This is a genomic window from Hymenobacter crusticola (assembly GCF_002154225.1).
Taxonomy (GTDB): domain Bacteria; phylum Bacteroidota; class Bacteroidia; order Cytophagales; family Hymenobacteraceae; genus Hymenobacter; species Hymenobacter crusticola.
This window is the reverse complement of sequence record NZ_MTSE01000072.1, coordinates 1-5,159: the sequence shown is the minus strand read 5'-3', so window position 1 is coordinate 5,159 and position 5,159 is coordinate 1. Positions and strand designations below refer to the sequence as shown.

2 protein-coding genes are annotated in these 5,159 nt (G+C 55.5%); both read right to left on the bottom strand.

Going from position 1 to position 5,159, the window contains the following annotated elements:
• The coding region (locus BXP70_RS28700) for an FG-GAP-like repeat-containing protein (RefSeq protein WP_179197894.1) at window positions 1-3,748 on the bottom strand (3,748 nt) is incomplete at its 3' end.
• Between the two features lie 733 nt (window positions 3,749-4,481).
• Window positions 4,482-4,898 (bottom strand): winged helix-turn-helix transcriptional regulator, encoded by a 417-nt coding sequence (locus BXP70_RS28695; RefSeq protein WP_086597558.1) that lies wholly within the window; start codon window positions 4,896-4,898, stop codon window positions 4,482-4,484.
• Between the last annotated feature and the right edge of the window lie 261 nt (window positions 4,899-5,159).

Below are 5,159 nucleotides of genomic sequence, written 5' to 3'. Positions count from 1 at the left end.
CCGGCACGGCATCCCAGAAGCCTTCGTAGTATTTGTAGTCTAAGCCGGCTACCGTGTTGCTCGGGTTTTCGGGCGTGCGTAGGTTGCTGTTGTTGGCAGCATTTACCGTCACGGTTGTTTGCGCGGCGGCACTCGCGAGGCCTAGGTTATCGGTTACCACCAAGCTGAACACATAGGTGCCCGCCACCAAGTTGCTTACGGTGGGTTGCGCGACGGTCGGGTTGTTGAAGGTCGCCGTGTTAGGGCCGCTTACCTGCGCCCACTGGTAGCTGGCTACTGTGCCATCGGCATCACTCGAGGCCGAACCATTGAGCGTTACGGTATTGGTCGGCAGCGTGAGGCTCTGATTCGCACCGGCATTGGCTACTGGCGCCTGGTTGGCCGTCGTTGAAACTCGTTTGTAGGCGGTAGCCGGGATGAGCTGCTTGGCGAGGTTCGGGCCGGCATAGCTCACGTTGAGCGTCTGGCCGCCATCTTTCTCGAAGAAGGCGATGGTCAGCGCGTGGGTGCCGGCTTTCAAGCCAATGGTGCCCGTCCGTTCCTGCTCGCCGTGTAAGCCGTCGTTGTCTACCACCAGCTGAGAGCCGATGTAGAGCTTGGAGCCGTCATCAGAGCTGGTGTAGAAGGTGTACTGTCCATCGGCGGGCACGGTCACGTAGCCCGTGTATTGAAAGGCGTAGCCATCATCCCGTAGCGCTTCGGACAGCGTCGGGGTGGGTACCGTGCCCGTGCGCGTCGGGGTGAGCGAGCTGAAGGCGGGCAGCGCGTCCCAGAAGCCTTCGTAGTACTGGTAGTTTAGACCCGCTACCGCGTTGGCCGGGTTCTCGGGTGTACGCAATTCGGAAGCGGCGTTCTGGTTCAGGCGAATGCCGACTGTGGTAGAGCCTTCCAGGGGGCCGTCTGGACCAACCAGGTCGAGGTCACCGTCGCTGTCTATGTCGCTCAAAATAGCATTGCGAACCGCGGCTACCGTTTGCGTCGTGCTGAAGGAAGCAGCGCCATTGTTCAACCAGACAAGGGTGCCAGTAGCAGCGCTGGTGGTGAAATCGAGGTCACCATCGCCGTCAACATCTCCTAAAGAAAGTTCGCCTAGATTGAAAGAAGCCGCAAATTGACGCAGGGTGAACGTGCTGTTTCCGCTGTTCAGCCCCACTACTACTTGGTTGCTGCCATTTGTGCTAGTGCTGCCATTTGTGCTAACAAAGTCAAGGTCACCATCGTTATCCAGGTCGCCGAGTACGACGTCTGTTGCGCCAGCACCACTCCCTAATGAGATAAGTCGACCGTTATCGAAAGTACCGCTGCCGTTGTTGCTGTAAATCGTCACTGCATTGAGCGGAAAGTCACTGGGGTTAGCGGAGGCATTGCCCATCACAAAATCCAGGTCGCCGTCGCCATCCACATCACCTACCGCCACGTTGTAGGTTCTATCAAGGTTGGAATTGATGTCTTGGCCACCACGAAAGTTGCCAGTACCGTCGTTGAGCCGCACGCTCGCATTGCCGGGGCGGAGACCATATGCCGTCGTAATTAAATCCAGGTCGCCATCCGCATCTACGTCGCCCACCGCAATATCGGCAACACCCGCAAGCACCGTGGCCGTTTGGTAGAGGCTGAATGTGCCGCTGCCATTGTTCAAGTAGACAAGGACGCTCGTGCCCACCGTGGCACTGGGGGCGAGTAGATCGAGGTCGGCATCACCATCCACGTCGGCAAGTATGATAGATCTACCGCCACTGATTTCTTGCCCGCCGGTGAAGGTGCCATTTCCGTTGTTTAGGCGGACATCGATGTTGTTTGAAGAGTTCGACACAAGCAGGTCAAGGTCGCCGTCGCCGTCGATATCCCCCGTCGTGGGGCGGCTAGGATTGGTACGAACGCCTACTTCTGAGCCGCCGCTGAAGGTGCCGGTGCTTGGCGCGGTAGCGGCCGTGAACTGGAATACCTGCCCTTTGGCCAGGCTCTGACCATTGCTGCTTTGGAACGCCGTCAGGATGGAGGCAAATACCGTCTCGCCCGCCTTAAAGTCAGCGGTAGGGTTGAAGGTGAGTGTCGAGCCATTGACGTTTGCGGTACCTGCTCTTAGTCCACCAGCTTGCTCGCTGTACACCTTCAGCGCGCCCTGTGTGGATGTGTTGCTCAAGGCTTGGTTGAAGGTGACAGCCACATCAGTTGCACGTGGGACGGCGACCGTGTTGCGAGGCGGCGTGAAGCTGGTAACCGCGAGGGGGGGCGTCAGGAAATTCTGGTTCAGGTGTACACTGACCTGCGTTCCATTGTTGTTGCCCGTTAGCACATCGAGGTCGCCATCGTTATCTACGTCGCTGAGGTAGCTAACCGTGAGAGCGTCAGTATCGCTGATCGGAAGCGGAGTGGGAGCGCCAAAGGTGCCTTGACCGTTGTTCAAGCGCGTGCCACTGGACGCCACAAAATCCAGGTCTTGGTCCCCATCAATGTCTCCAAGGCTTATGTCAAATGAATTAATTCCAAATTGTTGCCCTAAGGTGAAGGTACCGCCGTTGTTGATCCCAACGGCCGCAATGGCGTTGGTCGCTTGGGAACTCACGCCAATATTAGCCACGAAGTCCAAGTCGCCGTCCTTGTCGATGTCGCCGAGGTCGATGCTGGAGCTGTACCGGAACGGCGCGCTTGAGATGGAAAGCTGCTGCCCGGTCGTGAACGAGCCCGTGCCGGAGTTGCGGAAGACCGTGACGCCACCTAGGTTGGAGGTTACCACATCGAGGTCGCCATCATTATCTACGTCGCCGAGCTTGATGTCGAAGGGGCGATTGGCAATATAGATCAGGGCCTCTCCGCCACCGGGCGTAAAGGACGTTCCGGTGCCATTGTTGATAAGGACACTTACCGTGCCCGGCCGCAAGGGCGAGTTGGCTGTCAACACGTCCAAATAGCCGTCGCCATTTACGTCACCTACCGCTAGGTTTAGGGCGCCATCGTTTACACTCACGTCGGGAACGGCCGTAAAGCTACCCTGACCGTTGTTGAGGCGGATGCTCACGAATCCTTTTTCACCACTGGTCGAGCCCGCCGTGACTAGGTCCAGGTCGCCGTCGTTATCGAGGTCGGCCAGCGCAACTCGGCTAACTGACACGTCAGGATTCAACGCCACTTCGGTCGTGCCGCTAAACGAGCCCGCTCCGTTGTTGAAGCGCACACTTACGGTCCGGTTAGAACTGGCGGAAGCGAGGTCGACATCGCCGTCCCCATCTAGGTCGCCGGTCACTATGTTCTGCCGTCTTTCCGTTACTGCTACTTCCGAACCGCCACCAAAGGTGCCGGTGCTCGGGTTCGTAGCGGTAATGAATTGCAAGACCCGCGGGATGACGAGGTTCTCGCCCGTCTCACGCTGAATACCCTTAGTGAAAGTTGCCGATACCTTTTCGCCAGCTTTGAAGTCGGCGTCCGGGTTGAAGGTGAGGACGTTGCTGTTAACAGTCGTTACCCCAGCACGCAAACCACCCGCCTGCTGGCTGAATACCTTGGTGGCGCCTTGCACGGTAGGGTTGTTGCCCAACGTGTAGGTGAAGGCCGCCGCTACGTTTGTGTTGCGGGCTGCTCCCACTTGATGGGCTGCCGGGGTGGTACTATAGATCAGTAATTGTGCCTGCGCACGGATAGCGCCAGCTGGCCCGAGCAGTAATAAAAATCCAGCACCTAGCGTACGGGATAGGCGTGGCACCGACTGCCAGGCGCGCAGCCGGTAGAAACGCGTAGCGAATACAACCATGAAATAGGAGAGAAGAAGTGGAGAATAGGTTGAAAAGAGTATGTGAAAACTAACTGTTTAAGGCGTGCTCAAACGTAATCGTATACGGGTAGAAGAAAAAATTATCTGTGTATTTTTATATAAAACTTCTGGCTATATTGCTGGCTTGAAAACGGCTTTTACTCGATAAAAGCAGGACTGTACGCTACCAACACGGATAACAAGTGTATGAAAGCTTATAAGGGCTAAAATGATTGGCTGAGTATCCCGGCCTTACGTTGAACAAACGTCCTACTTTGCTGAGCAAGCTCGTTGTCCAGCGGTCATCTTATATTATTTTTATATTACTTCGGTCATTCTTCTAACTCTAGGTAGTAAGGATCCGCAAATAAAAATGAGCGAAGTAGCCGTAGTACACGTTCCCCCGCGCCATTAATGCGCAGAAGAGCATAAGTCTCCTTTTGCTGAACGTAGAACCTCTAGTGAGAAGGATCAAAAAGCTGCCTTCTCGTGAAAGCAAGGCTATTTTTTGCCTTTCTTGCCCAGCAGAGCCAACACTTAAATCCTACGCCCCTGCCTACCAGTAAGTAGGGCGCCGCGTGGGCAACGCCAACGGGCAGGGCTGATAATGGCTCTTCTGGCGCACGGTTTACGCGTCCACGAGGGGGTAGGCTAGCGTTGTTCGGCGCCGCCTTAGCCTCATCGCTCCACCATCTCCCCTACCCTAGCCTTTATTACTACGCGCACCTTCGGTTTACGCCAGGGCGTTTTCACGAGCGAGCTGCTGGTACTTCTCCACGGTCGCTTCTTTCCCAGCCTGGAGTTCTGCGAGCAAGCCCGCGTTGACGATGGTGGGGCAATGCTTGGCGCCCCATAATACGAGCTCGACAATAAGCGGGATGGTATCCACTCCTTTTTCCGTCAGGCGGTAAGTGAATTTGGATTTCTTATCGGCGGCCACGGCCTTGGTCAAGAGGCCGTGCGTCTCCAGAACCGCCAGGCGGTCAGCTAGAATGTTGGTCGCTATTTTTTCCTCCGACTGCAGGAATTGCCCATAAGTAGACTTTTTGGCGAACACCATATCCCGCAGAATGAGAAGGCTCCATTTGTCCCCTAGCACATCGAGCGACGAGCTCACGGGGCAGGTAGAACGCTGTTTTAGCTCTTTCATAAAAGAAAATTTATTTTTACTTGCTTTTTGCAAGTGATTTATCCCATCTTTGCACTTGCAAATCGCAAGTAAATATACACGTTTTTCTCTTGACACCATAGGAGCCCATCTAGCTCAGACTAGCAGGTTCTCCCTTTTTTAAAACACCCTTTAAATTCTGTTTGATCATGCTATTAGTAACAGGCGCTACCGGCGGCTTAGGCCACGCAACCCTCGACTGCTTGCTCACCACCACCCCGGCTACGGAACTCGCGGCCCTGG

Excerpts from the sequence above, each read along its gene's own strand:
- BXP70_RS28695 (WP_086597558.1), bottom strand. The coding sequence starts at position 4,898 with ATGAAAGAGCTAAAACAGCGTTCTACCTGCCCCGTGAGCTCGTCGCTC.